At 29.9% G+C, this 22,892-nt stretch carries 39 protein-coding genes and 1 tRNA gene; all 40 read right to left on the bottom strand.

All coding sequences use genetic code 11. The features are described from left to right. Position 1 precedes the first annotated feature (1 nt). On the bottom strand, positions 2 to 910 hold the full coding sequence (locus FVE72_RS01765; protein ID WP_026737015.1) for a hypothetical protein: 909 nt from the start codon (positions 908 to 910) through the stop codon (positions 2 to 4). After that, a complete protein-coding gene (locus FVE72_RS01760; RefSeq protein ID WP_026737014.1) occupies positions 910 to 1,386 on the bottom strand; it encodes a hypothetical protein in 477 nt (158 codons plus the stop codon). Before FVE72_RS01760 ends, FVE72_RS01765 begins: the two co-directional genes overlap by 1 nt. Next, positions 1,383 to 1,556 (bottom strand): hypothetical protein, encoded by a 174-nt coding sequence (locus FVE72_RS11185; RefSeq protein WP_154669365.1) that lies wholly within the window; start codon positions 1,554 to 1,556, stop codon positions 1,383 to 1,385. Before FVE72_RS11185 ends, FVE72_RS01760 begins: the two co-directional genes overlap by 4 nt. A gap of 8 nt (positions 1,557 to 1,564) precedes the next feature. Beyond that, complete coding sequence (locus FVE72_RS01755) at positions 1,565 to 1,957, bottom strand: hypothetical protein (RefSeq protein ID WP_026737013.1); 393 nt, start codon at positions 1,955 to 1,957, stop codon at positions 1,565 to 1,567. Positions 1,958 to 1,960: 3 nt separating this feature from the next. Further along, the gene (locus FVE72_RS01750) at positions 1,961 to 2,380 is read right to left on the bottom strand and encodes a hypothetical protein (RefSeq protein ID WP_026737012.1); all 420 of its coding nucleotides are present in this window, start codon (positions 2,378 to 2,380) and stop codon (positions 1,961 to 1,963) included. Positions 2,381 to 2,388: 8 nt separating this feature from the next. Continuing rightward, complete coding sequence (locus tag FVE72_RS01745) at positions 2,389 to 3,294, bottom strand: encapsulin (RefSeq protein WP_026737011.1); 906 nt, start codon at positions 3,292 to 3,294, stop codon at positions 2,389 to 2,391. Between the two features lie 14 nt (positions 3,295 to 3,308). Next, complete coding sequence (locus FVE72_RS01740; RefSeq protein ID WP_026737010.1) at positions 3,309 to 3,707, bottom strand: structural cement protein Gp24; 399 nt, start codon at positions 3,705 to 3,707, stop codon at positions 3,309 to 3,311. 2 nt (positions 3,708 to 3,709) lie between these two features. After that, complete coding sequence (locus FVE72_RS01735; protein WP_026737009.1) at positions 3,710 to 4,792, bottom strand: DUF2213 domain-containing protein; 1,083 nt, start codon at positions 4,790 to 4,792, stop codon at positions 3,710 to 3,712. After that, positions 4,782 to 5,570: a phage minor head protein gene (locus FVE72_RS01730; protein ID WP_026737008.1), complete on the bottom strand. Its 789-nt coding sequence runs from the start codon at positions 5,568 to 5,570 to the stop codon at positions 4,782 to 4,784. The genes FVE72_RS01735 and FVE72_RS01730 overlap by 11 nt, the downstream gene beginning before the upstream one ends. Then, complete coding sequence (locus FVE72_RS01725) at positions 5,563 to 6,864, bottom strand: anti-CBASS protein Acb1 family protein (protein ID WP_026737007.1); 1,302 nt, start codon at positions 6,862 to 6,864, stop codon at positions 5,563 to 5,565. The genes FVE72_RS01730 and FVE72_RS01725 overlap by 8 nt, the downstream gene beginning before the upstream one ends. Positions 6,865 to 6,874: 10 nt before the next feature. Further along, on the bottom strand, positions 6,875 to 8,134 hold the full coding sequence (locus FVE72_RS01720; RefSeq protein ID WP_026737006.1) for a PBSX family phage terminase large subunit: 1,260 nt from the start codon (positions 8,132 to 8,134) through the stop codon (positions 6,875 to 6,877). Continuing rightward, on the bottom strand, positions 8,115 to 8,813 hold the full coding sequence (locus FVE72_RS01715; protein ID WP_026737005.1) for a hypothetical protein: 699 nt from the start codon (positions 8,811 to 8,813) through the stop codon (positions 8,115 to 8,117). The genes FVE72_RS01720 and FVE72_RS01715 overlap by 20 nt, the downstream gene beginning before the upstream one ends. A 191-nt stretch (positions 8,814 to 9,004) precedes the next feature. Further along, positions 9,005 to 9,520, bottom strand: coding sequence for a hypothetical protein (locus FVE72_RS01710; RefSeq protein WP_026737004.1), 516 nt, complete (start codon positions 9,518 to 9,520; stop codon positions 9,005 to 9,007). Positions 9,521 to 9,581: 61 nt separating this feature from the next. After that, positions 9,582 to 10,253 carry a phage antirepressor N-terminal domain-containing protein gene (locus FVE72_RS01705; RefSeq protein WP_051411723.1) on the bottom strand — a complete coding sequence of 224 codons (672 nt, stop codon included), beginning with the start codon at positions 10,251 to 10,253 and terminating at the stop codon, positions 9,582 to 9,584. Positions 10,254 to 10,368: 115 nt separating this feature from the next. After that, entirely contained in the window at positions 10,369 to 10,539 is a 171-nt protein-coding gene (locus FVE72_RS01700) for an AbrB/MazE/SpoVT family DNA-binding domain-containing protein (protein WP_146966338.1), read from the bottom strand. 307 nt (positions 10,540 to 10,846) lie between these two features. Then, positions 10,847 to 11,002 (bottom strand): hypothetical protein, encoded by a 156-nt coding sequence (locus tag FVE72_RS11180; RefSeq protein WP_154669364.1) that lies wholly within the window; start codon positions 11,000 to 11,002, stop codon positions 10,847 to 10,849. Between the two features lie 25 nt (positions 11,003 to 11,027). Continuing rightward, positions 11,028 to 11,219, bottom strand: coding sequence for a hypothetical protein (locus FVE72_RS01695; RefSeq protein WP_026737003.1), 192 nt, complete (start codon positions 11,217 to 11,219; stop codon positions 11,028 to 11,030). A gap of 136 nt (positions 11,220 to 11,355) precedes the next feature. After that, positions 11,356 to 11,823: a hypothetical protein gene (locus FVE72_RS01690; RefSeq protein ID WP_026737002.1), complete on the bottom strand. Its 468-nt coding sequence runs from the start codon at positions 11,821 to 11,823 to the stop codon at positions 11,356 to 11,358. After that, positions 11,816 to 12,616: a putative HNHc nuclease gene (locus FVE72_RS01685; protein WP_051411722.1), complete on the bottom strand. Its 801-nt coding sequence runs from the start codon at positions 12,614 to 12,616 to the stop codon at positions 11,816 to 11,818. Before FVE72_RS01685 ends, FVE72_RS01690 begins: the two co-directional genes overlap by 8 nt. A gap of 3 nt (positions 12,617 to 12,619) precedes the next feature. After that, positions 12,620 to 12,817: a hypothetical protein gene (locus FVE72_RS01680; protein ID WP_026737001.1), complete on the bottom strand. Its 198-nt coding sequence runs from the start codon at positions 12,815 to 12,817 to the stop codon at positions 12,620 to 12,622. Between the two features lie 13 nt (positions 12,818 to 12,830). Further along, positions 12,831 to 13,067 carry a hypothetical protein gene (locus FVE72_RS01675; RefSeq protein WP_026737000.1) on the bottom strand — a complete coding sequence of 79 codons (237 nt, stop codon included), beginning with the start codon at positions 13,065 to 13,067 and terminating at the stop codon, positions 12,831 to 12,833. A 2-nt stretch (positions 13,068 to 13,069) separates the two neighbouring features. Continuing rightward, entirely contained in the window at positions 13,070 to 13,819 is a 750-nt protein-coding gene (locus FVE72_RS01670; protein ID WP_051411721.1) for a BRO-N domain-containing protein, read from the bottom strand. Positions 13,820 to 13,823: 4 nt separating this feature from the next. Then, positions 13,824 to 14,345 (bottom strand): dUTPase, encoded by a 522-nt coding sequence (locus FVE72_RS01665; protein ID WP_026736999.1) that lies wholly within the window; start codon positions 14,343 to 14,345, stop codon positions 13,824 to 13,826. 12 nt (positions 14,346 to 14,357) lie between these two features. After that, entirely contained in the window at positions 14,358 to 14,546 is a 189-nt protein-coding gene (locus tag FVE72_RS01660; protein WP_026736998.1) for a hypothetical protein, read from the bottom strand. Positions 14,547 to 14,548: 2 nt separating this feature from the next. Further along, positions 14,549 to 14,770: a hypothetical protein gene (locus tag FVE72_RS01655; RefSeq protein ID WP_026736997.1), complete on the bottom strand. Its 222-nt coding sequence runs from the start codon at positions 14,768 to 14,770 to the stop codon at positions 14,549 to 14,551. Next, positions 14,760 to 14,909 carry a hypothetical protein gene (locus FVE72_RS11175; RefSeq protein ID WP_154669363.1) on the bottom strand — a complete coding sequence of 50 codons (150 nt, stop codon included), beginning with the start codon at positions 14,907 to 14,909 and terminating at the stop codon, positions 14,760 to 14,762. Before FVE72_RS11175 ends, FVE72_RS01655 begins: the two co-directional genes overlap by 11 nt. Before the next feature lie 9 nt (positions 14,910 to 14,918). Then, a complete protein-coding gene (locus FVE72_RS01650; RefSeq protein WP_232049463.1) occupies positions 14,919 to 15,599 on the bottom strand; it encodes an ATP-binding protein in 681 nt (226 codons plus the stop codon). Further along, positions 15,583 to 16,383, bottom strand: coding sequence for a helix-turn-helix domain-containing protein (locus FVE72_RS01645; RefSeq protein WP_051411720.1), 801 nt, complete (start codon positions 16,381 to 16,383; stop codon positions 15,583 to 15,585). Before FVE72_RS01645 ends, FVE72_RS01650 begins: the two co-directional genes overlap by 17 nt. Before the next feature lie 12 nt (positions 16,384 to 16,395). Beyond that, positions 16,396 to 16,554: a hypothetical protein gene (locus FVE72_RS11170; protein ID WP_154669362.1), complete on the bottom strand. Its 159-nt coding sequence runs from the start codon at positions 16,552 to 16,554 to the stop codon at positions 16,396 to 16,398. Then, on the bottom strand, positions 16,551 to 17,102 hold the full coding sequence (locus tag FVE72_RS01640) for a hypothetical protein (RefSeq protein ID WP_026736995.1): 552 nt from the start codon (positions 17,100 to 17,102) through the stop codon (positions 16,551 to 16,553). Before FVE72_RS01640 ends, FVE72_RS11170 begins: the two co-directional genes overlap by 4 nt. A 9-nt stretch (positions 17,103 to 17,111) precedes the next feature. Further along, positions 17,112 to 17,654 carry a hypothetical protein gene (locus tag FVE72_RS01635; RefSeq protein ID WP_026736994.1) on the bottom strand — a complete coding sequence of 181 codons (543 nt, stop codon included), beginning with the start codon at positions 17,652 to 17,654 and terminating at the stop codon, positions 17,112 to 17,114. Next, on the bottom strand, positions 17,651 to 18,565 hold the full coding sequence (locus FVE72_RS01630; RefSeq protein ID WP_051411719.1) for an N-6 DNA methylase: 915 nt from the start codon (positions 18,563 to 18,565) through the stop codon (positions 17,651 to 17,653). The genes FVE72_RS01635 and FVE72_RS01630 overlap by 4 nt, the downstream gene beginning before the upstream one ends. A 95-nt stretch (positions 18,566 to 18,660) precedes the next feature. Further along, a complete protein-coding gene (locus FVE72_RS01625) occupies positions 18,661 to 19,437 on the bottom strand; it encodes a phage antirepressor KilAC domain-containing protein (protein WP_051411718.1) in 777 nt (258 codons plus the stop codon). A 2-nt stretch (positions 19,438 to 19,439) separates the two neighbouring features. Beyond that, positions 19,440 to 19,688, bottom strand: a complete 249-nt coding sequence (locus tag FVE72_RS01620; protein ID WP_026736993.1) for a DUF3310 domain-containing protein — start codon at positions 19,686 to 19,688, stop codon at positions 19,440 to 19,442. A gap of 8 nt (positions 19,689 to 19,696) precedes the next feature. Further along, on the bottom strand, positions 19,697 to 20,254 hold the full coding sequence (locus FVE72_RS01615) for a hypothetical protein (protein ID WP_026736992.1): 558 nt from the start codon (positions 20,252 to 20,254) through the stop codon (positions 19,697 to 19,699). A 100-nt stretch (positions 20,255 to 20,354) separates the two neighbouring features. Then, a tRNA-OTHER gene (locus FVE72_RS11165) sits at positions 20,355 to 20,433 on the bottom strand. An 82-nt stretch (positions 20,434 to 20,515) separates the two neighbouring features. Continuing rightward, complete coding sequence (locus FVE72_RS01610) at positions 20,516 to 20,758, bottom strand: hypothetical protein (protein ID WP_026736991.1); 243 nt, start codon at positions 20,756 to 20,758, stop codon at positions 20,516 to 20,518. 747 nt (positions 20,759 to 21,505) lie between these two features. Next, positions 21,506 to 21,742 carry a hypothetical protein gene (locus tag FVE72_RS01600; RefSeq protein WP_026736989.1) on the bottom strand — a complete coding sequence of 79 codons (237 nt, stop codon included), beginning with the start codon at positions 21,740 to 21,742 and terminating at the stop codon, positions 21,506 to 21,508. Between the two features lie 78 nt (positions 21,743 to 21,820). Continuing rightward, complete coding sequence (locus FVE72_RS01595; protein WP_026736988.1) at positions 21,821 to 22,006, bottom strand: hypothetical protein; 186 nt, start codon at positions 22,004 to 22,006, stop codon at positions 21,821 to 21,823. A gap of 72 nt (positions 22,007 to 22,078) precedes the next feature. Continuing rightward, complete coding sequence (locus FVE72_RS01590) at positions 22,079 to 22,891, bottom strand: VRR-NUC domain-containing protein (protein WP_026736987.1); 813 nt, start codon at positions 22,889 to 22,891, stop codon at positions 22,079 to 22,081. Between the last annotated feature and the right edge of the window lies 1 nt (position 22,892).

Below are 22,892 nucleotides of genomic sequence, written 5' to 3'. Positions count from 1 at the left end.
TTTAGTCCTCCTTATTTTTTAATTTCCCTTTTATTTTTGCACTTTCTATATAATCGTTATCATAACTATAGAATGTATCTACAGTAAATTCAATATCGTATACTTTTTCGTTATAAAATCCATTGTTTATTATCGTATCACTTTCGCTTATTAAATCTAATTTTTGAATTTCGAGATCCGATATATTTTGAAATTTTATATTCAGTTCATCAATAATATGATTTAATATCTTGTTTTTGCTGAGTATTGTATCTAAATTAAGTATTGTTCCTCTATCGTAAAGCCTTACAATCATTTTATATATTCTTTTGCTTCTGTATTTAAAAATGATTTTATCGGTTTCCGATATTTCTTCTTTGATAGTCGTATAATCATTTGCCCTTTTTACTTGCATAATTTCATAAGTTAAAAACGGCTTTTCTATTTTCTCAAAATAAGAATTTTGAAAAAAAGAATGGTAGACTATTGCTTCAATTCCCAATTTTTTAAATATTTTAAAGAATAACAAATTAAGCTCTGTTTTATATAAATCAAATTTTATATTTTCTATATTATCGGTTAGATAAAACGTATAGTAATGTTTTAATTCATCTTTTAATTTTCTAACTTCTATTAGTTCAAACTTCTTATTTTCATAAATAATACAGTCTCCGTTATTGACTTCAATTGTTCCGCTGTTTCCATTTTTATCAACTGATACAGTCGGAATACGGACAATTCCCAAAAGATTATCTCTTGTATTTATGCTTTCAATTTTATCGTTATTAGCTTTATAACTTTGATAGTCAATATAGGACTTTATTTTATATTCTTCAAATTTGCTCTCAATGATCCCGTTTATATTTTTTTGAGAAATCAATTTTAAAAATTTGTATTCTTTTTCCTTTTCGTATATTTGACTTATATTCATTATCCTTTACCATATCTTCCTTTATTATTAATACTATAAGCTATACTTCTCACTAAGGTTCCCGTATCGATGAGAGGATCGTTAAACCCTTTTCCCTTGATTGTGCTTACAGCATTTCCCGGACTCGTAAATCCGTATACTAATTGTTTATGTTTATTGTTAATATCTAACCCTATTACGTTTCCTGCCTTCATGATGTCTTTATCATTTTTCAAATATATCCCGACATATTTTTCCTTATTATCTTCAAGATATTTATTTAAAAACTCTAAAACATTACGACTTGGTATTTTCCCATCCTTAGTTCCATATAATAATACTGAATAAAGATTTTGAGCAGTTATATTTTTGGCATAGTGTTGCGTATCTGAAAATATTCCACTTTCTATCGTTAGGACCGGAAATTTTATTTCAGGTTTTTCAATTTTTTTAACTGAAACATTTAGTTTTGCTTTGAAACTTCCTCTGAATTTCATTTTTTAGTTCCTTTTTTTATCAACTTTATTTTTCCATTACTTTGAGCAATTATCCTTTCCATTCTTAAATCAAGCTCTCCTACATCCAAAATTCCTGATTCTTCAAATACAACTTTTTCATTTGTTTGAGCAAGAACTACTGTAATAGGTTCTTTTATTTCTATTTCCATTATTCCCCCTAACTGAAAAATTTAATTCCATGATGTTTTTGTTTTGCCTTTTCTTCTGCAGTCGCAAAATCATCAGTATACTTTCTTATTAAAGCTCTAAAATTTTGACCCGGAATTGTCTGATCCAACGCTAAAGCACTCAGTCTTGCTTTCCAACTTTCGGAATTATTTGGAAGATTTAATCCTGTAGTTTCTTTCAAATTCATAAGCAATAGATGTTGAGTCAAATATTTAATCAAAATATCTTTTACCTTTTTAGGAATCGTCGCCTTAACATCTTCTATAAAAATAACGGCTTCATCTATTTTAATTTTAATCGTTTCGTCAGGAATAATATAACTTTCGTCCGCTTCTTTATAATTTAATTCAGGAACTCCAGTTCTTATTTCTTTGGCTTCCATATTTTATCCCTCTATTTTTTCAATATTTTCTTCAATTTGCTTTATTAGTTCTTCTTTTTTAACATTTTCATCATTTACATATTGCTTAAATTTTTCAATAATGTCTTTTTTAGATATTTCCTTTAAATCTTTTTTTACAAGTTCCAGTTCCGAAAGTAATCCGGCTTTTCTTTGCTTTAATTCAGTTTCTTTATTCATTTTGTTTACTATTTTTTCATTGTTGATTCCCTCTGCTTCTGTTTCAGTTAAAACTTGAATACGTTTTCCGTATCCTTCTAAAAATTTTTTTATTTTTTGCAAATTTTCTTCGTTAAGTTCAGTTTCAAGTATTCCTTTTGTGAATTTTAATATATTCCCTTTTTCAGTTATTACCTGAGATATTATAAACATCTCAGGTAAATCACTTATTATCTTTACTTTCATTTCCCCTCCTACGCAGTTATAAGTTCCATTATTGACTCCGGTCTAAATGCAACTATTTCAGATATTTTTTCTTCTACAGCCACATAAGTTGTTCTTCCAATTTCCCATTCGTCTCCAGTTGCTTCTTGAACTACAATCGCTTGAAAATTTTCTGGAACATTATCCAAAATTAGCATCGTTGCTTTTTGAGAAACTGGATTTTTTAATCCTTTTACAACTACTATATTTCCAAACAATCCCAATTCTTCAATAACTCTCAATCTTGTTTTGTATTCCTGCGTTCCGTAACTTTTCATTAATTCTGCATGTAACGTATTATCAATTACTAATGTTCTGGCATTGTAAGTCCCTTTTGCTCCTGTTGTAAATTCAAGAGCAGCTTTTACAAATGCATCAGTTACCTGTTCTCCCGTCGCAGTAGACAAATTTACTCCAAGCGTAAAGCTTCTTTTCCCGTCAACAGTCAACAATCCCTGTCTGTCAAGTTTCTCATTACCATACAGTAATTCTTTATTTTCTGTTTCAGAAATTGCATAGAATGTTTCTGATGCTTTTAAGTTAAATAATTTTGTTTGTTTTTCACGCTCCACACTTATAATTTTGTCTTTTTCTGCTATAGAAAATTTGTGACCACTTCTTATCCAGTGTAGTTTTGCAAATTTATCCTTTGCATCAACTTCTGTGAAAGGTATATCATCATCTCTTTCCGATACTACTTCTGCCACTCTTCTTGAAGACACAGAGCTGTATTGTACGTATTTATCGCCGATTTGTATTCCCGATTGATCTCCGCCGATTGGAACAATCATTCTACCTTTTAGTTCATCTTTTCTTTCTTCTAAAACAATACCTAATGCAACCATAAACGATGTTGCTAATTGATATGTTTTGTTGTTGTATTTATTAAATCTCATCTATTATCTCCTCCTTATGCTATTCCTTCTAACACTAATATTGCTAATTCTCCACTTTTGGCAGTTGTTTCATAATAACCTCTTATTTCTGTTCCCGAAGCAGCTTTTACAAATCCGCCTGTATTATTTACTCCCGCTTTATCTCCTTTACCTACATTCTCTTCAACTTTCACACATATATTTCCGAGTTGCAAAATTGATGCTGTTGTCGGATATTCTATTACTCCGTCTTTATTATCATCTGTATGTATAACAACTCCTGCAAAAGTTCCTGTTGTAAAAGGTTTTATCGCTCTCATTCCATCAGTTGTACTCCATTGTACTGCTTTTCCGATAGTTATATTTTCATCTATAACATCGCAAACTCTTCTTCTCAATTCACGTGAGAAATATGCCTCTTGTCCTAATTTCATTATTAATTACCTCCTGTTCTTTTTTTTGAAAAATATCCGTTATCAATATTTAAAGTAAGTCCCGCTTCATTTTGATTATTAAATTTACTTCTTTCTGATAATTTTGCTTCTTTATCCATTTCTGACAAAGTTTCAACACTAAAGTTAAACGTATCTTTTAAATCATTAACTGTCGCATTTTCTCTCATATTGAATTTTGGATTCACTTCTTTAATTACTTTTTCCATTATTTTTTCTATTTTTTCTTTTTCATCAACAGAGTTTAAAACCTCTTTCGCTTTACTTATTATTTCTTTATTTTCTGTTTCTGTTACCAATTCATTGTATTTTGCCTCTAATTTAGAATTTTCTGTAATTAAGGTTTGTTTTTCTGTTTCAAGCGTTGCTTTTTCATCAAATAATGCTTTTTTCTCCAACTCTAAACCGTTAAATTTCTCCTTTAAATTTTCGTTTTCATTCTGAAGGTTTATAGCCTTTGCTAACAATTCTTCAGACGTTAAATCTTCTCCATTAAATTTTAATGTCATTCCTTTTTCCTCCTCGTAATCTAAATAATTATATATAAGTCTCACATCGCTTCCAGCTCTCCCTTTTCCAGCTAAAATAGCAACGTGATTTGCAATAATGTTTTTTTGAATATATTCATTGCCCTTTATAAGCTCTGTTTCTGCTGTATATCCTGCACTCAATTCTATATTTTCGTTTTTGTTATGACGATCCTTTATAAAATTTACAGCATTTTTATCTTCTACTTGCAAAATCGCTCCAAGACAATCTCCGTTTTCAAATACATCTATTATCGTTCCTTTTCCAAATTCAGCAACATTTTCCGAGTTAATCATTGACAATTTTCCAGACGTTGACGGATGCTCCAATGTTACTTTTTTGTGTAAAAAAGAATTTTTAACATCGTCACTAAACAAAATATCTTTCGGGATTTTCTCCCGTAATACACCTGTTTTATTCCTGTATTCCATAAAGCTATCAGCTTTTAATATGTTACCTTTTATCTGTAAAAATCCCTCATCAGTTTCAATAAAATTAGGTTTTTCAAGTTGTTTTAAGTTATATCTATTATGCGGCATTATCCAGTCCCTCCTCTATCACTTTTTCATTTATTCCAAAATCACAACGGCAACCCCATTCTTCTTTAGGAAGTATTCTTGAATGATCTTTTCCGATTCCGTCTTTTAAAACTCCGTTGAGTGAAAATTTTCTTCCATGCCTCCAAGCATGTTTTTCTCTCACTCTATCGTCGTTTTTAGTTATCCAAATAAATTCATTTTTCCCAAGTTCTTTTAACACTGTTTTTATGTATTCCGCCTGTGCTTCTCCAAGCACATTTACAGTATTAAGTAAATTTGAATAGCTCATCCTTTCTATTATTTTTTTCTTCGCTTCTTCCCACTTTTTTATATCTACTTCTTTTTTAAATTTTTCTTTAAGTTCTTCCAAAATTTCTCTTTCTTTATTAATTCCTTTTTGTGTTTTGGAGAAGTAATTAGTAGTAATACTCACAACCCTATTAGGAGTATTTTTCAGCAACTCTTCCATTTTTTTATCCGCTTTTTTTAGTGCTTCTTCAAATATTTCGGTTTTCATTCTATCTTTAAATAATTCCTGATGCTTTTCGCTTAATTTATCTATTATTAAAGCTAATGTATAAAGCAATAACAATCTATTAATTCCAAATATCATCTTGTCTTCTTTTGGCTTAAATTTTTCTGCCGCTTCAATTAGTTGTTCTTCATCTTCAACGTCTATATTGTTATATTCTATATATTTCAAGAATTTCTTAGTTCTTTTTTTTAGTATATTTAATAGTTTTTTTTCTATATCCGTGCTAATATCAAACTCAATCATTTTCACTCAACTCTTTCAACAGTGCTTCAAAATCAAAATCATCTTCTCCAAGCCTTTTAATTATTTCTGCAACTTTATCTTTTTTTTCTATAAGTTCATTATTAGATATAATGTTTACTGCCTTTTCTAAATACTCAAGTTTTTTAGTATCTAATTCAACTTTTTTTAAGCTGTTTTCTATTTGTTCTGACTCTGTCGGTTCGAGTAAATTTGGTAGACTCACTCTATATGATTGCGATATTTTAAGTTCAATTAATACTTTGTCAATTAAGCTGTTGATAACAGGAAGAATGTGCTTATTAAAAAATCTTTTTAAGTATTCGGCGTATTTTTTAGCATCTTCTTGTGATCCCGCAAGTGTTCCTTGAGTATTTCCTGCGAGTCTCTGTTTCGGAATATTTGTATGTATTGATAATATAGTTAAAACTGCATTTATAAATTTTTCAGGATCCAATCCCCCAGTTGAGTTTATTACTTGTAATTCGTCATCTTGTCCTATTACTGCCAAAGTCGAAGCATTTATTTCTTCTTCTTTATCTCTTATTCCTCCGCTTTCTTTTATTTTATCCATTGTAGCGTTGTCCGTCTTTAAAATTAGAAATACAGCTCTATATATTAACTGCCCAATACTCCATTCCGTACTATCAAATATTACCATTCTTTCAAAAAGAGAATTAAATATTGATTGTCCTATCTCTTTTTTATCCTCATTTATTCTTGAAAAAACGACACGGCTCGGATGTATTTCGGTATTTATTACCTGATTATTATCTTTATAGTTCTTTATCTGCAATTCTTTTATTTCTCCGTACTTCAGAGATAATTTCGAGTTTTCGAGTTTTAGTTTTGCTATTTCGGATTTGCTAAATATATTTAAAGCTTCAATTTGAAATCTCTCTCCGAGTTCATCCGCCGTTTCTGTCTCAATATTATGTAGCGTATTCAAATACATAATCGCATATCCATGTTTACGAACTTCTGACATAAAATTCATTATTTTTTCAAGATAATCAAGTTTATCTAATTTTTCTTTCAGTTTTTTTGTACTTTCTATATCATCCGTTCCATCATCTTGTAAAATTGCAATATCAAGTCCATTTTTTAAAACATCTTCTATCGGAGCATTCAGTATTATTTTTGCAAATTCATTACTTGCGATTAAGTCATCTATCATCTCTACACTCAAATATTTTTTCACAGGAATTTGTCTATTTAGCGTATCTCTTTCCGTTCCTTTTGTACTATTCCTTGCGTTACTCGCGAATCCATTATATTTTTTCTTTTTTTTGTTCATTTATATTCTCCTATAATATACCGTGCATTCCTCCGACACTATATTTTTCAATAGAATAACGTAATGCATCAAGTGCATGATTGTAACTATCGATTGGTTTATTTAATGTATTTCCGTTTTTATCTACGTCCCAAATATAATTTTTTAGTTCCATTATCACATTCCTACATTTTGGATGTACATATATATCGAATTGTTGTAAATATTGTATCCCCTGATTAACGCTTCCTTTTCCTTTTGAAGCTGCTTTTATTCTTGAAATTCCAAGCCTCTTTATTTCTTCAATTGACTTTTGTTCGGCACTATCAGCTATAATTTCATCTTTTGAATAACCTCGCCTTTCTATTTCTAAGGCTATTTCATTGTTCAACATTCCTCTTGCATAAAATTCATCAAATATATATAATCGTTTGTTTTCTAAATCGACTATACTTGCTACAAATGCTGTATTATCGTTAGTAAATCCGAAGTCAAGTCCGAACACTGCTTCTAATTTAAAATTGGTCCTTAACATCAATAAAGCATTAAACTCAAGTATTTCCCAGTTGTCATAAACAAGTCCTTCCGCTATTCCCCATTCGCCCATTCCTGCAACTTTGAATCTGTTTGGATTTTTAGTTTTCATTTCCTCAAATCTTTTTATTGTTACTTCATCCAAAAATTCATTCATTGTATAGTCAGTTGTAATAGCATATATTAGATCATCTATATATGTTCTATCATACGTATCGTTATAAAATCTTTTTCTTAGCCAGTGATCTTCTGACCATGGATTAAAACTTAATGTAATTTGATGGAAAAGTCCGTCAGGGAGCTTACCCCTTATACTTTCTTCAAGAGTGTCAAACATCTCTTGTTTTTCAATTTGAAAACATTCTTCGATCCAGACAAAATTCAAATATCCGTTCGCTACTGTTATTGATGTCAATTTTAGCGGATCGTCTAATCCGGCAAACAATATCTGTTGTCCTGTCGGCAAATAAGTCAAAGTATGTTCTCCTTTGGGGATTTTCCATAAACGATTTACTTTTAACTTGTTAATCGCCCAAATCAAATCAGCTCTACAACTGTTTCTTAAAGTATTGAACACCCTTCTTATTACAAGCAAATTGCTTTCAGGGTATTTCATAATCCTGTAAATCATATTTATTGCTATCGTTTTACTTTTCTTACTACCTCTTGAACCTTTTACAACTCTATAAAAATGTTTATCATTCCAGAATTTGTCATAATTACAACCAATAATGTCTTTAATCTTTATCTGTGTCATCCACTATCACTACCTGTTCAAATTCTTCTGTTATCAAATTTTTATTTTTTTCAACATCAATTTTTTGCTGTTGTAATTCTTCCTCTGATAATTGCTTATCTATTTCGAGTAGCTCAAATGGTGTTAGTATTTTTCCAGTCCTCATTATATCGTTCGCCATTTGCTTGATAGAGTTAAAAGCTTTGTTGTATTCTTGTATCTTTTTAATATCGGTTTCTTGGTTGCCTACCTCTTTAATCGAACGCACAACTAAGTTCCTTTTCGCCTTTTCAGTGTTCTCCAAAACGGATTCCAAATCTGGGTAAACTTTTTCCGCTATCATATCTAAATATCGTTCCGTCTTTTCCAGTCTTGCTTGTCTTATGCTCTTAGCTTTTCTTTGATACGTTCTTTCCGATATGTCATATTCCGACATTATCTCTTTTTTACTTTTCCCTTTAAGAATATCTTTTTTTATCTGCGTTTCTCTGTCTAAAGTAACCGAATTATTTTGGTTACTTTTTTTGGTTCGGTTACTTTTATTTTTGGTTACCTTATTTTGTTTTTTTTTAATCCAATTTTCTTGAGAACTCCACTTCTTTATACTGCTGAGATTTGTATTATATTTTTTCGACAGTACACTCATACTTGTTCCGTTTTCGTACTCATCTTTAATTAACGGTTTTATGTCTTCGTACACATCATTTTCCCTCCTGTAAAAATCTGACAAAAGAAAAAGCGAACCCTCTACGTATTGCTACGTAAAAGGTCCGCTTGGGACTCTGCGAATAAAAAGCCTGTTGTTACTTTGCTTACCCAGAAATTGTTTCTGGTTCCAAATATATTTTTATTTTTTATATTATATCATTATTTGAGATAAACTTCAATATATTATGATATAAATCCTTTTTCTTTGTAGTAAAAAAGAAAGTTAGCCAAAGTTTCTATTGATTTTTGTCCAGCTATGCTGTACTTTATCGAATCCGAAAACTCTCCTTTTTTTCTTAATATTAAATAGCTAATACTTGCTCCTAATGCTGCTAAAACTCCTAAATCTCCCGCAACTTTTTGAGCCACAAGCATATTTACTACTTGATTTTGGCGATTAGGAACATTAAATTCTACATTGTAATCTCTTATATCAAATATTTTATATCTATGGTGAAGCGTTTCTATAAAACGTCCGTCATCGTTAAATATAAGATATTTATTTTGTCCTGTTTCCACTTCTCTATAATTATTGAATCCTATTTTTCTTAATTCGTCATAAAAGTTTTTTTCTTTTTTTAAAAGACTTCTATGAAACAATATTGTTGCTATCAAAAATGGTGGAAAAGCAATAAAAATAATAGAGAGAAAATATGCTGCAAACAAAGTAAATTTAATGTTAAACTTCCTTAGACTCATTATCTACCAACTCCTTTTATATATATTATACCCTATTTCCATTATTTTTCAAGTATTTTTATTAAATTTCATTCAATTCTTTTTCTGTTCTTTTTAAGCTATCAGTATTTAATTTGTCAATATCTTCTATAGTGAGTTCTTTACCTTCAAGAATAAATGCTGTTCTTTTGCTTTCTTTATAGTTAAATTTCGCTCTTTGAAAACCAAGACCTGCTCTATATTTTATCCAATCATAATCATTTGCTATTTGGATTAGCAAACTTCTTACAATATCCTGATTTTTTCTTATTCTTTTTGATCTGTCCTCAATTTCATTTAGTTCAGGCTCATATCGGACTTTATTTTCAAGCTTTCTTTTCCCTAAAAATTCATCGGCTAATACATCTTTAGCCCTTAACTGGTAATTTAATAATTGTTCTTTTAGTTCTTCTGTAAATCTCGACAGATTTATCTTCGCTAACCAAATTGGCAAATAATCAAGTTCTATCATTAAAACCTGTTGTGTTCCTCCGTTTGTTTTGAGGTGCGTTAATTTTGACGCACCTTTCAAAAGCTCATCTTTATTAATTTTTTTAATTTGAGTATCTGATAAATTCTTATCCATTCCTAAATTCTTGCAAATGCTTTTTACCGATACATATACCTTGTTGCCAATCAACACTGTAACAATAGATTTCCCATCAAATTTAATTTCTCTCACATTTTTATTTTCTTTGCATTCTAATAATTTCATATTAGCTCCTCCTAAAAATTTTGATTTTTAGAAGTCTATGTGATATAATCCTATTGGTAGGATAGAGTTATATCCATAAACTCCTTTTAGTTTTAGGACTATTAGGAGTTTTTTCTTATCTCTTTTTTATTATAAGTTGCTGATTTTCTCTATCAAAAATTAGGTCAATACTTTTTTCATCTTCTGTTATACCTAATTCTCTTAGCCACTTTATTGGAACGGTTAATCTCGTTGCCTTACCTGTTCCTGCTTTATAGAAAGAGATATTTAATTTTCTTTTTTCCATTTTTCCTCTCCTCTATTAGTCCCAATTTTTTATATCATATCTGGGACTAATTTGTCAACAAAAATTTTTGATTTTTTTAAAAAATTATGATACAATACATTTGTCTTAAGACAAACCCCGTAAAGGGAACTTATAAAAATATAGAAATTTTTGGATTAAAGGCTGGTGTTTTCCAGTCTTTTTTGTTATAATAATTTTGGCTTCCAAAAAGCCACTATATTTTTATAAGGAGGTACTGTAATGCTTAAAATAGCAGTTGTACTGATTTTTTTGTTTATCAGTTACAATTTATTTTAAACATCAGACCTCAACCTTGCGGGGTATTTTTATGAGTTTTATCGACTATTGTTCCTATATTTCTTTTCTTGCACCTCGTACATATGAAATCATAATTAAATCTTCCGCCTTTTATTTCGTATTCCATTTTCTTTTTTTTGCAAAATTTACATTTCAATTCTTTCACTTTTAAAATAACCTCCCGATTTATTTTATAATTTCAAGATATTGTATATATACATCAATAACCCTATTATACTTAAGATATATATCATTATAACAAAAAATGCTTTATATTCTTCGCGGTCATAATCGCTTACTACAAATAGATTTATTGTCTTAATTATTATATCCGACGTAATCAATATATATAACATTAGTATTACTACAATAAATATTTTCATCTATCTTCTCCTCCTATTAAAATCTTTTTTTATTTTTATTCCCGAATGTAAAGGATTTTTTGTTATTATTGGCGGATTCGTCCCTTTGATGCCGTTTTTTGAATACTCTGTATATCCTCCGCCGTAATTTTCTCTTCTATATTTTTCTTTTTTCTCTCCTCATTTTTATGATCCTCGTCCTGACTCCCAAAACAGTCCTGTTTAAATCTTTTGCTATCTGAACAGCTGTCTTGTGTTCATAGTTTTTCAAAATATAATCTTCTTCGTCCTTAGACCATTTTTTGAAATTATTTTTTCTCACTAATCTGTAAGAATTTGTGATTCCGTAATGTCTTGTAAGGAAATTTGAAATACCGTAAAATGTTCTTCCTGTTGTATTTGCTATTTGTTCTTTTGTATACCCACTTTCAAACATTTTAATAATCTTTTCTTTTTCCTGATCTTCAAAAATTTTTCTATATCTATATTTAGTGTATTTTTGAATAATATAAGATATTCTTCTTGATTTTTTTCCTAAAAGTTTTGAAATTTCTTTTATTTTAAGTTTTTCGACTTCTCTCAAATATCTTATTTCTTCTATTTCTTTTCTTGTGACATCATTCATTCTTTCCCTTCCTTGTAATTACATTGTCATAATACCCCTCTTTCAATCTTTTCCTGAAAAGTCTAAAATGGTTCGGATAAACATCGAGTAGCTCATATACTAACTGTTCGTTAAGCCAGATTCCACCTATATGGTATTTTTCTTCAAAACTTTTTACTCCAATATTGTGTTTTTCAGAATGATGTAACCGGCACAAAGAGACAAAAGGATTTTGCAAACCATCATCATTTTCATACGTTCCTGCACTACTTGAGATTGTCGACCAATGATCTAAATCAACTATATCTCCGTTGTCAAAGTCATGTACCTTTCCGCATACAGCACATCTTCTCGCTCTTAAACAAGCTATTACATATCTACCAATATCAGGCACCCATAGGGCAGGATTACCTGTTTCCTCTCTAAAACCTATGCTTTCAGTTACAGCAAGTTCACATAACCATTGTATGAATTCCCGTGCTACATCTTTACTCGCTCCGTCTCGTTTAAGTTCCGAGATGCTAAAGTATTCGTAATCTCTTTGTCGGCAAAATTCAGTCTGTAATTGCTCTCGCCACTGTTCTTTATCTCCTCCGTTACAATAAGCAAAATCATCCAAAATACACCAAATTTTCTTCCGTTGCTCCGTAGTCAGTCTTTTATCAACATTGACTTCTGCAACAGTATTTTCCAAAAAATCTTCCAGCGATTTTATCCGTTCTTGCTTAATTGTATGCGTAGAAGTCAGATTATATTTTGTTATCCCGGTATTCAAATCCACTTCAAATGTGCCTCTTATGATGTCATTATCCAACTCCTACACCTCCACTTTAATTTTTTTATTATTTAAAAGTAATCGCCATTTCGGATCTGCTCTCCTAACTTTTTTAAATTTAAAATTTGCAAATAATTCGGGATTTCTTCTTAAAAATTCTCCGTCATCTTCAGTAATTTCAGAACCTGTCAAAAGTACTTTCCTAACAAGTTCAAAAGTTCTTTTCGTTTCTCTTCTCATCTCGACACCTCTTTTATTGACTTTTCCATTTTTCAAATTCTTTTAAAGCTATAAATGTTATTGTTTCCGTATCTATTCTTTCCATTCCAATTTCTTCTTTTATTATTTGCTCTGTTATATCCGTCATGTCCTCATCTCTTAACTCATATTTTAAACATTTCGCTATACTCACAAATAAATCTGATATTTTGTCCTGCACATCAAAATCATCTAATAATTTTTGAAATTTCCCGTATTCTTTGCTATTCATAACTAAGCCACCTCTCTTATTTTTTCTATAATTTCGTTCATATCCGTTTCATACATTTTCAAAGCTATGTTATAAAGATTATCTATATGTCCAAATTTAACAGCATATTCAATAACACTTTTACACTTGTCTCTGCTCCTGATTTGAGTTTTATTGTAGCCTTCTTTTCTCGCCTTCAAGTCTACATGATGTGTTTCTCTGTAGACTTTGTATAATTCTCCACAACGCTCTCTATAGTTGGCTCCTTTGTGCTTTACAACTCTATTTAAAATATCTTGTTTCTTGTACACATCAATATTATTTGTTACTCCCTCAATTATTTCAGATTTGTAAGCAAGTTCTAATTTCAGTTGCTTATTTTTTTCTTTTTCTTCTTTTAATTTTGTAGCAACTCGAATTAACAAATCAGGATTTTCTAATAACTCATCGGTAGCGTACATTCCATGTTTTCTGATACTCGGCAAGACATCTTTTGTTACCCACTTTTTAAACTCTTTCGCTTCTTTCATTTCGCTCGAAATTATTAAAGAATAAAAACCACTTTCATTTATTATCCAAGTTTCCTGTTCTCTTCCTATATTATCGACGACAGGACATTTCATACGGTCATCTTCTTCAACATGTCTTGTTATTGCTTTCGACGTATCTTTATACCCTAAAATTTCAGCAATATCTTTTCCTACGAAATAAATTTCGTTATCTTTTTTTAAAGCCCTTATCTGTCCTATCTTTTCATTTTTAAATATTTGCAATTCATTAGTATTCCTCCTTAGTTCTTTCGTTCATATTTTTAAGCCATTTTTCATGATGTACTTTTAAAAACTCCTGCTCCGATGCACCGATTTTCATTACTATGTTTAACATTTGTCTAAAATAATGATATGCCTCGACTCCGATTAAGATCGTATCTAAGTCAAATAAGCATTCTAAACTGATTTCGATGCTTTCATTGTAATGATATTGTATTATGTCCAGTTCTAATCTCTCAAAATTGGCTGTTTTCATACATTTTCTTAAATTAAGATAGCTTAAAAAGAAGTGTAGCACGTCCGACAATTCTTCTAAAACTCTGTTCTTGTCGTACCTTTTAGCTGTATTTTTCCAATAATTCCACTCCCCTTTAAGTTCCTGTGACAGTTCTCCGAGTTCTGTAAAATACGCTATTAAAACTCTGCTTTCTGTTCTTTTTCTCAAAGTTTCTTTATCGTCAAATTTTCTATCAAGCTCAGCTTGTCTTTTCAATAATTCTTTAACATCAAACGTTTTTAATGCTTCCATTTTTAATTCCTCCTAAAATATGTCTTTTAATTCTTCAAGTATATATTCTAATTCTGAAATATCTTGGTCGTCTTCATAAATAAGACGATCAGCTTCATCTACCGTATCTTGATAATCGCTTATTATACCTCGCACTCTACTCATTTCTGTTTCAATTTCTTTTATTTTTTCAAGTGCGTCTCCTTGCAATATTTTTAACATCTTCACTCCTTCAAAGTCATTAGGTCTTCAATACTCACATTATCAATACAATGCTGTAATTTGCTTTCAGGAACTTTCTTATAGCCTTGATTAAAGCCTGTTACTCCCTTTTTATGTAGTTTGACAAAATCTACTATCTCCGACCATTTATCTGTTTTTATCTCAACTTTATTATCTCCGTGCCATATTTGGAAATAATAAAGATTTACTTTTCTACTTTTCATTTAATTCTTCTTCTATCTCAAATTTTATTTTTCTCAACTTTTTAAGTTCGGTTTCATAGGATTTTATTCTGTTTTCTGTAAATTCGATTTTTTTATCAATCAAATCCAATCTTTTTCGTAAAATTTCTTTAGTCACCATTTGCTCCTCCTAAAACAATCTTTCAAAATCCGCTTTATGCAAATCTTTTCTTCTGCTATCCCAATCAAATTTATAGCTTTTGCAACGTTCTCGGATTCTATCAAATAACTTCGGACTTCCATTGATTCTCAAAAACTCTTGAAACTGTTTATTATCTAAGTTAGTATTTATGATAAAAGAAACGCGATTTTTGTACAAAAACTCAAAAATCAAAAACATTTTTTCTTTTCCCCAATCTGTTATCATTTCATTTCCTAAGTCATCAAAAATTACAAGATCCGACTTTTTTAACCTTTTAAATAAATACTCGTCCGTTGCATCCGTATATTTTTTATACGTCTGTCTTATTTCTTCAAGTAAATCAAATAGGCTTGTTCGGTAAACTTTATATTCTTTATTGAGTTCATTCATAATACAAACCGAGTAGTAACTTTTTCCTGTTCCGCATTCGCCGTACATGAAAATGCCTAATCCGATTTCTTTTATTTCTTCAAAGTTCCGGCAAAAATTTTCAAATGATTTTTTGTGTTTTTTTTCAGTATCATTTTTACAATCAGCTTTTTTAAAAGTTATTTGTTTTTCTTCTTCCAAAATATTTGAAAGTCTTTGGTATTCTTTCGTTTCTTGTTTTCTTATTTCTTCATCCCAATCCACAGTTTCAGCCATATAATTATTAGTTCCAGTCTTCAAATCCCGTTGAGTAGTCTGGTTTTTCCGAATGTTTTCCATTCGTTTTGCTATATCCTGCACGCTTTCCACCATTATTGTTTCCTCCTTGCTTTTTATTTTCTATCCATTGTGGTTCAGCTGTCCTCCAGTTATACATATCCATATATTCCAAAGCTTCTTTTAAAAGTTCTTCTGTCGGAAAGAAATTAATCAATGTCTTAAGAGGTCCTGGAGTTTTTAAAGATAATTTTATCTTTTTTCTATATTTTACAAACTCAAAAAGTAGATTTTTATACTCCTCACTTTTTTGAGCAGCGTTTATATAATCATCAATTTCGTTTCTTTCTTTTTTATTTTCTTTTTTGTTATATTCAGTATTTAGTATATTTCTTTCTTTAGTAGTATTCTTTCTTTTGTATACGTCGGGAAAATCCCGATTTGGGTTTTCCCGATTTGGGTTTTCCCGATTTGGGTTTTCCCGATTTGGGTTTTCTTCTTTTAAAGAAAAATCCTCAATGTCATTTTCGCTTTTATCTTCAAAAACATAATAATCTACCCTACCGTCAGCATATCGCTTTCGGCTTACATATCCCGCTTCAATAAGTTCTTTTAACCCGCTGTATACTGAATCTAATCCGTCTTTTGAATTTGCTGCTATTTCTTTTGGATTATATTTCCAGTCATATGGTTTTGACAGCATATATAGCAATATTCCCTTAGCCTTTAAAGATATGCTTTTGTCATTTATTAATTCGTTTTGTATTGTTGTATAATTCCCCTTTTTATTTATTAATTTTTTGGCCATATTCCGACACCTCTAATCTTCTAAAATTCTTCTTAACAGATGTATTCTGTCTAAATATCTGTTAAATTCCTTGTTTCTTTGCTCTATCGTCAAGTTTTCATCCTTTGATACTGCTTCTTTTTCTTCCTTGAATCTTTCAAGCAGTTCCCTTATTTCTTGTTCTGTTTTCATAAATCCCTGCTTTCCTTCCATATTCTCGTTCGTTCTTTAAAGTTCCAACCTTTTGTATAAAAACCTTTTTCTAACAATTTTTTATCTATGTTATCAAACATTCTTTTTTTTAATGCTCCAAGAGTTCTCCCTAACGCTTTGGCTGTTTTCAATCTTCCTATTTTATAATAATTTTTGTAAATAAAATCGTCTTCTTCCTGCGACCATTTTTTACCATTGTTTTTAAATAACCCTTTATTTCTTATATTTGTTAAATTGCATGTTTTATACATCAATTCCATTCTATAATTTAAGGATCTTTTTGTTATTTTCAATCTTTTACAAATGGTGTTTTTATCAATAGTTGAATTTTCAACTAAGTTTCTTAATTCTATCTTTTTTCTTTTATCCATAAAATACGATGTTTTAAATTTATATATCCTAGCTTTGTGACAAACAGATTGTTTTGTTCTTCCAAGTGCCTCTGCCGCTTCCCTGTGACTTAATCCTTCCACTTCGATCATTATTCTTAAATCTTCTATTTCTCCTAATGTCCAATTTCTTTTCATAGTTACTCCTTAAACAAATTCCGCATACTCATCTAAGTATTTTTGTAGTTCGTCCAGTTCTATTCTAAAGTTTTGAAACCATTCTCCACTCTTAGATACGTGAGTATCGCATTTGGTCCCGATAAAGCCGTTTGGGATTAATAAGCAGTAAGGATTTTTCAATTCATCTCCACTTTTTCTTTCTAAAAATGCTACTGTTATGTTCTGTTTCCCTTTTGTCCGTATATTCCAGTAGTTTGTTTTCTTCCCTCGGGAATGATAGCTGCTATATTTGACGTCTATGGTCAATCCTTTATACATGAAATCGTAAATAGGATTATTTTTTTGCCAATATTTATTAGCATCCACAGCATCAGGAACTAATTTTTGAAATAGTTCCTCTGCCAGTCCCCCTAATCTTCCACCTCTACTGGCATATTTTATTTTGTCTTGTATTTTCAAAACACCGCTTTTCATTAATTTTATGTGAGCAACAAGTGGAGTAAGTCCACTTCTCTTAACTGATTCGTGAAAATCGCCACATTCTTTATAGATTTCTACTATATCTTTCATTCTTCATCTCCTATCAGATATTTTCTTTCGTACTTTCGTACAATTTCTTTTATTGCTGCTAAATAGCTTAGAAATTCTCCTTCTCCAAGCGTTCTAAATAGAAATAATTCTAAATCTAAGCTATTTTCAATATGCCCTAAAAATGACCGTTTTAAGTCATCTTTAAGCTCTTCTATATTAATTTCTTCTGTTTCTTTTTCCAACTGTGTCGGTTGCCAACGAAAGTCTTCTTCGAGATCCGTTTCTTCAATTTTAAGAAGACTTTTAGTTTTACAATCATACAACTCTTTGGTAACTTTATTGTCTGTTTTTTCCTTATCAATAACAATAAATAAAACTGATATTCCTGTGTCTTCAAAAGCGTTTTCTATCATGTTAAGTTCCTGCAGACTGTTTCCAATAATTTCCCGAAACTTTTTCTCACTGCTTCTGTATCCGACACCAGGAAATAGTATGTAGAAGCCGTATTTTTTCGTATATTTGAGTGATTTAAGCACAAATATATCGTCGACAACTCCGCTCTTTTTCCAGCTAAATTCATTCCTGATATTTTCTTGTTCTTCCTCTGACAAATCTTTGAATTTAATCGAAAACGGCGGATTCATAATCACGCAATCAGCTACAAAATTATCTCTCGTGAAATTGAAAAAACTTTTATTTTCAATGTCAATTTCGGAATAATTCTCTTTTGCTGCCTCACAACTTTCTGCTTGAATTTCGACACCATAGATTTTTTCAGGATTGCAGTACTGTTCAAGCTGTCCGCTTCCTAAAGCTCCGTCAAATATCGTTGGATTTTCTCCGACATATTTTTTAACTTTGGAAGCTACATATTTTCTTAACTCTTCTCCCGTGATATATTCAGCGAAATTCTTTGCTTTTATTCGGTTATTATGTTCCTTAAAACTCATCTAAACTCCTTTACAAACACCGTTTTTCATGATATAATTAGCTATAAAATTAAATAACCAACTCCTTTTAAGACACTCTATAAAGTGTCTTTTTTTTAGTTTATTGCCACACTATAGTTAGGATTTATTTTTGTATATCCTAATTTCAGCAATAACCTTGTAATCGCTTCTATCCCTTTCATATAAACGACTGTTTTCATCTTCCTATTCCCGAAATTATCAACATAATTTGTCGGGATTAATTTAAAATATCCTCTATTTACATATTCCTGATATGGATCGTTATTAGAGTTCAATATTCCTTGTTGTCTTAAAATTGCAAATAAGTTATTCCTTCCAATTCCCTTGAAATTTATTGTTTTAGATACTTCTCCAATATCCATAACGGCATCGCTTTCATACAAATTTTCATACGCTTGTACCTTAGGAGCTTGTATTTTTAATTGTTCTTTTGCTTTTCCGTATTCAATCAGCATTTCTCCAAGCTTTACAGGATTTTCAAGCAAAGCTTCAACAGGATTTTGAATTGAGTAGTTTCCTGTTTTACGGATTGACGGTATCACTTCCGAAGTTATCCATTTTCTGAAGGTCTTGGCTTCAGGTTTATCACTTCTCAAAATCAAAGTATAAAGACCGCTTTCATTTGCAAAGTTCGTAAGCTCTTTATTTAATAACCCTAAGTCAAACTTAGCCTGTTCGTCCATGTCCAATCTTTGAGCTACCATAGTAGGATTTGTTAATCCTAAAATATTGCATACATCTTTTATACAGAACCAAACTTCGCCGTCCACTAATACCGTTCTTACGCTTCCTAAATTCTCTTTGTTAAAAATTTTAAAATTCTCTTTTTCTATCGTTTTCAATTCATTCATCTTTACCCCTCCATTTCCTTTATTAGCCAGTCCGTATATTTTCTGGCTTTTTTTATATCTTCCAATCCGTTCTTGTTCTCTTCCCGGATTAAGTATTTCAGTATATTTCCTTTGCAAAATCCGATGAATTTCTCTTTTCCAAGAACTGATCTCACAACATCAATACTTTCTATATCCAATCCGTTAAGTTTGTAATGCTGCGGATTATTGATACTGTCTACTTTTTGTATTATCTCTGATTTTTCTCCCACAATTCCTCCTAAAATAGATTTAATTGTTTGATTTTCTCTTCTTCAAATTCAAATGTTATTTTCGTTTCGACATTTGCTTTATCAAAAATAATAAATATACTATGAAAATTACTTCCGTCTCGTTTCTTCCAATTTTTATCGTAGTAATTTACCCTGCGGGTCGGAATATATATTTCAAGTTTTGTATTATATTTCTCAAAAATTCTGTGCCTTTTTACTCCAGCTAAGCTTTCAAGTGGTAATACTAAGCACGTCCTTTTCCCGCTTTCAAGGCACTTTTCAATTACAGCGTCCTTTATAGAAAAAGGCGGATTTGTGATAATATAATCAAAATTATATTTATTACTTTTGAGAAAATCGTTTATTCCGTATATAACTTCGTGTCCTTGCTCTTTCAACTGTTTCACAAAATTTGAGTTTTCAGTGTCGAAAGGACACAAAATTTTACTTTCAGGAAACGGATTTAAAAGTTCAATCATTTTATTGACTGTTTTAATATCCGTATTCCATTCATCTGAATAAAAGTTATTATTCAAATTATTTTGCATTTTGCTTACTTTTCTCATCCTTTACGTTTCCTTTGTTACCGCCCTGTAGCCGAAATACAAGGCGGATATAATAAATTCAAATTCGAGGGAGGTTTACACCTACCTTTCAAAATATATTCGGACTGTGCAGGAGTCGAACCTACCATATAGGATTTACTCGAGTTTACCCATGCCTTAACCTTTCAGCCATACAGTCCATATAAGCTGTCAACTATTAGTTGACAACTCAACTGACTTCGTCGTCAGCAAGTTTTAATGAGTTTCTTCTCTCAAAAAAAATCATTTGAAATTGTTCAATAAGATTTTTCTTCTTCTCCACAAAATTGAATATCCTCTGTTACTTACATAAATTTGATGTTTACTTAAATGTTCCGTTTCTCTGTTATACAATAAAACGTATCCATTTGTTTTTTTTCCGTGTTGTTTACTTACTTCCTTAATTTTTTCTTTGTCTCCGTTCTCTTCAATAAGCACGAAGTCCTTGTATTGCTTACGTCCTTTTAAAAATTCTTGAAAAGTCATTTTCTTTTCCCTCCTATATTTAGTGATATTTTATTGTTGACAAACACAAAATGTTGCGTTATAATATTGTTAGCAATCTATAGCGTATGTTGCTAACAAGACTTTAAATAATTATATATACACGTAAACTCCAATCTACCAAATATATAATTATTAGAAAGGAGGAAAACTATGGCAAAAGCTACATCTGGAAAATCCGGAAACAAGGTTAAGATTGTTTCAGTAGGTTCTTACACTAAGAAAGATGGCACAAAAGTTCCTGCTCATAAACGTTCAACACCTAATTAATTTTCAAGAGTCTGAAAAGGCTCTTTTTTCACTTTCGGGGTATAATATATTGCCAAACATCACACACGAAAGGAGGTATTTTTTTGAAATCTTTATTTTTAGTTTTATTATTCTTAATTTTCTTGAATCCGTTTTCTGATTTCATTTACAAGAAAGTTAATTTTTTGATTTTAATTACTTTTTGTTTTTCAATATTTATTAGCTATTTTTCAGTTGAATTCGACAATCAAGCTTTAAGTATCTTTTTTTCATCAAACAGTATTTTTTTAGCTATTTCAATATTTTTAAAAAATTCAAAACTGTTAAAAATTTCTGTCTTGAATTTTCTGTTTGTACTAAATAACTTTTTTATAAATGTTCTGAATTTAAACCTAAACTTAATAGTTTTTGATTTGACATTAAAACAAATCTTTACTTTCTTAATTACTGCCAGCATTCTTATGTTTCTGTTTGAACTGATTAATGTCTTAGATAAACTTCAAGAAAAATAATTGATAAAAATACCAAAAACAATATAATATTAAACAATAAATGTGCTCTGTATCTCTTTTTTATTTTTTGAGAATCTAACGGATTATTTTTGTAATCCGTTTTTATTTTTTCATAAATTTCTTCAAATTCATCCAATCCTACTTCATTTTCAGACAAAACTATTTCAATTTCTTTTGATATTTTATTCAAATCTAATATTTTCACATCAAACCTCCTTTCTTGGGGTTATTTATTCTATTTGCAAAATCATTTGACTTTTGACAATCGTGATTGCAAAAAAAATTAAACTGACTGTATCTTTTCAAATACTTTGTCAATTGTTTTTTGATAATTGTTTTTGAAAGCGTAGTCTATATTTTGCCTTGTAAATCCTGTTATTCTTTCAACATCTTTCCAAAGCAAATCTTTATCCAGCATTAGCTTTCTCAATATTTTTAATTTATAGTTTTTTTTTGTATTTTCACCCATTTACTTCACCTCAAAACAATTATACTTTATCATTTGACTTTTGTCAAGTGAAGTTTCAAAAAATAAAGACCCCTAAGAGCCTTTATTTTTTCTTTTTTTTAAAACTTCCTGTACTTTTATTTCTTCGTAAGCTTTGTCTTTGTAATAATTGTTCAGAAAAGAAATAATTGCTAACGGTATTCCAATATACCAAAATACAAGTATAAATAGTATTCCTAATCCTTTTTCATACCAATATTTATTTCTTCTATTTATTTTGATTATATCTTGCAATAAATAGTTTATTATGTCTACATCTTCTTTATTAGATTTTAATAGCCTTATTATTTCTTTCTTTTTTCTTTCCGAAAAATTAATAGTACAAATTTCTACATTCACATTATTGCTTGATAAAACTTGTAAAGTTATCGCTTGACTTTCTCTTAACATGTCATTTTTATTTTTTACTTCTAAAAATAACAGTTCCTTTTTGTTATAAATCATAACATCAGGAAATCCTGATTGTTTTATCCTATAATAAAATAACAATTTCATAAAACTTTCCAAATCTAAAAAATCTAACAGCACTTTCAAATCTTCTTTTTTATAAGGACAGTAAGCCTTATTTAAAAAGTACGTTTTATTGAATACCTTTTTTATATCAATCTCTTTTTGAAAATCAAATTTTAAGATATTCACGTTTCCGACTTGTTCCACTATAATATTATCAAAAAATAATCCAAAAAAATTCCTCCAGTATTTGTTTTCAGTATAAATTCCTCTGTATCCTCTATCCTCATAATACTGTATAACAACTTCCTCAATAGTTTTGAATTTTTTATTTTCAAACAAATAATATCCGATTTCTTTTCCAATATTTAATTCTAAATTTCTTATTTTTACCATA

Source organism: Pseudoleptotrichia goodfellowii (genome assembly GCF_007990505.1).
Taxonomy (GTDB): Bacteria; Fusobacteriota; Fusobacteriia; order Fusobacteriales; family Leptotrichiaceae; genus Pseudoleptotrichia; species Pseudoleptotrichia goodfellowii.
The sequence above is the reverse complement of the archived record's forward strand: the minus strand, read 5'-3'. Positions and strand labels throughout refer to the sequence as shown.

What these genes read in the sequence shown, in the direction of transcription:
- FVE72_RS01680 (WP_026737001.1), bottom strand. Translation starts at nt 12,817, where the DNA reads ATGAGAAGAGAAACGAAAAGAACTTTTGAACTTGTTAGGAAAGTACTT.
- FVE72_RS01745 (WP_026737011.1), bottom strand. Translation starts at nt 3,294, where the DNA reads ATGAGATTTAATAAATACAACAACAAAACATATCAATTAGCAACATCG.
- FVE72_RS01700 (WP_146966338.1), bottom strand. Translation starts at nt 10,539, where the DNA reads ATGGAAAAAAGAAAATTAAATATCTCTTTCTATAAAGCAGGAACAGGT.
- FVE72_RS01660 (WP_026736998.1), bottom strand. Translation starts at nt 14,546, where the DNA reads ATGTTAAAAATATTGCAAGGAGACGCACTTGAAAAAATAAAAGAAATT.
- FVE72_RS01740 (WP_026737010.1), bottom strand. Translation starts at nt 3,707, where the DNA reads ATGAAATTAGGACAAGAGGCATATTTCTCACGTGAATTGAGAAGAAGA.
- FVE72_RS11185 (WP_154669365.1), bottom strand. Translation starts at nt 1,556, where the DNA reads ATGGAAATAGAAATAAAAGAACCTATTACAGTAGTTCTTGCTCAAACA.
- FVE72_RS01695 (WP_026737003.1), bottom strand. Translation starts at nt 11,219, where the DNA reads ATGAAAATATTTATTGTAGTAATACTAATGTTATATATATTGATTACG.
- FVE72_RS01760 (WP_026737014.1), bottom strand. Translation starts at nt 1,386, where the DNA reads ATGAAATTCAGAGGAAGTTTCAAAGCAAAACTAAATGTTTCAGTTAAA.
- FVE72_RS01610 (WP_026736991.1), bottom strand. Translation starts at nt 20,758, where the DNA reads ATGACTTTTCAAGAATTTTTAAAAGGACGTAAGCAATACAAGGACTTC.
- FVE72_RS01765 (WP_026737015.1), bottom strand. Translation starts at nt 910, where the DNA reads ATGAATATAAGTCAAATATACGAAAAGGAAAAAGAATACAAATTTTTA.
- FVE72_RS01630 (WP_051411719.1), bottom strand. Translation starts at nt 18,565, where the DNA reads ATGAGTTTTAAGGAACATAATAACCGAATAAAAGCAAAGAATTTCGCT.
- FVE72_RS01625 (WP_051411718.1), bottom strand. Translation starts at nt 19,437, where the DNA reads ATGAATGAATTGAAAACGATAGAAAAAGAGAATTTTAAAATTTTTAAC.
- FVE72_RS01655 (WP_026736997.1), bottom strand. Translation starts at nt 14,770, where the DNA reads ATGAAAAGTAGAAAAGTAAATCTTTATTATTTCCAAATATGGCACGGA.
- FVE72_RS01645 (WP_051411720.1), bottom strand. Translation starts at nt 16,383, where the DNA reads ATGGCCAAAAAATTAATAAATAAAAAGGGGAATTATACAACAATACAA.
- FVE72_RS01720 (WP_026737006.1), bottom strand. Translation starts at nt 8,134, where the DNA reads ATGACACAGATAAAGATTAAAGACATTATTGGTTGTAATTATGACAAA.
- FVE72_RS01590 (WP_026736987.1), bottom strand. Translation starts at nt 22,891, where the DNA reads ATGGTAAAAATAAGAAATTTAGAATTAAATATTGGAAAAGAAATCGGA.
- FVE72_RS01640 (WP_026736995.1), bottom strand. Translation starts at nt 17,102, where the DNA reads ATGAAAAGAAATTGGACATTAGGAGAAATAGAAGATTTAAGAATAATG.
- FVE72_RS01675 (WP_026737000.1), bottom strand. Translation starts at nt 13,067, where the DNA reads ATGAATAGCAAAGAATACGGGAAATTTCAAAAATTATTAGATGATTTT.
- FVE72_RS01710 (WP_026737004.1), bottom strand. Translation starts at nt 9,520, where the DNA reads ATGAGTCTAAGGAAGTTTAACATTAAATTTACTTTGTTTGCAGCATAT.
- FVE72_RS01750 (WP_026737012.1), bottom strand. Translation starts at nt 2,380, where the DNA reads ATGAAAGTAAAGATAATAAGTGATTTACCTGAGATGTTTATAATATCT.
- FVE72_RS01635 (WP_026736994.1), bottom strand. Translation starts at nt 17,654, where the DNA reads ATGAAAGATATAGTAGAAATCTATAAAGAATGTGGCGATTTTCACGAA.
- FVE72_RS01725 (WP_026737007.1), bottom strand. Translation starts at nt 6,864, where the DNA reads ATGAACAAAAAAAAGAAAAAATATAATGGATTCGCGAGTAACGCAAGG.
- FVE72_RS01595 (WP_026736988.1), bottom strand. Translation starts at nt 22,006, where the DNA reads ATGGGTGAAAATACAAAAAAAAACTATAAATTAAAAATATTGAGAAAG.
- FVE72_RS01735 (WP_026737009.1), bottom strand. Translation starts at nt 4,792, where the DNA reads ATGCCGCATAATAGATATAACTTAAAACAACTTGAAAAACCTAATTTT.
- FVE72_RS01615 (WP_026736992.1), bottom strand. Translation starts at nt 20,254, where the DNA reads ATGAGAAAAGTAAGCAAAATGCAAAATAATTTGAATAATAACTTTTAT.
- FVE72_RS01690 (WP_026737002.1), bottom strand. Translation starts at nt 11,823, where the DNA reads ATGAATGATGTCACAAGAAAAGAAATAGAAGAAATAAGATATTTGAGA.
- FVE72_RS11175 (WP_154669363.1), bottom strand. Translation starts at nt 14,909, where the DNA reads ATGGTGACTAAAGAAATTTTACGAAAAAGATTGGATTTGATTGATAAA.
- FVE72_RS01705 (WP_051411723.1), bottom strand. Translation starts at nt 10,253, where the DNA reads ATGAAATTATTAGAATGCAAAGAAAATAAAAATGTGAGAGAAATTAAA.
- FVE72_RS11170 (WP_154669362.1), bottom strand. Translation starts at nt 16,554, where the DNA reads ATGAAAACAGAACAAGAAATAAGGGAACTGCTTGAAAGATTCAAGGAA.
- FVE72_RS01730 (WP_026737008.1), bottom strand. Translation starts at nt 5,570, where the DNA reads ATGATTGAGTTTGATATTAGCACGGATATAGAAAAAAAACTATTAAAT.
- FVE72_RS01665 (WP_026736999.1), bottom strand. Translation starts at nt 14,345, where the DNA reads ATGGAAGCATTAAAAACGTTTGATGTTAAAGAATTATTGAAAAGACAA.
- FVE72_RS01755 (WP_026737013.1), bottom strand. Translation starts at nt 1,957, where the DNA reads ATGGAAGCCAAAGAAATAAGAACTGGAGTTCCTGAATTAAATTATAAA.